The 219-nt window shown below is 49.3% G+C and carries 1 rRNA gene; it reads right to left on the bottom strand.

Annotation, left to right across the window (positions count from 1 at the left end):
* Nucleotides 1-73: 73 nt before the first annotated feature.
* Nucleotides 74-219, bottom strand: a 23S ribosomal RNA gene (locus H9X86_RS12355); the annotation flags it as partial.

Here is a 219-nt window from a genome sequence, read left to right as displayed (position 1 = left end):
TTTTTCAATTTCTTGGTTTGCAAAGCTCGCTCCGGTCCATGCTCGCTGCTCACGACGATTCCACGCTTCTTTGTAGGTCAAGCCCTCGGCTAATTAGTATCGGTCAGCTGCACGCCTCACAGCGCTTCCACCTCCGACCTATCAACGACATAGTCTACGTCGAGCCTTACTCCATAAAGGATGAGAGATCTAATCTTAGAGGGAGTTTCACGCTTAGAT

Source organism: Pseudoflavonifractor capillosus (assembly GCF_016902575.1).
GTDB classification, from domain to species: domain Bacteria; phylum Bacillota; class Clostridia; order Oscillospirales; family Oscillospiraceae; genus Enterenecus; species Enterenecus capillosus_A.
This window is presented reverse-complemented; position numbering and strand designations above follow the sequence as displayed.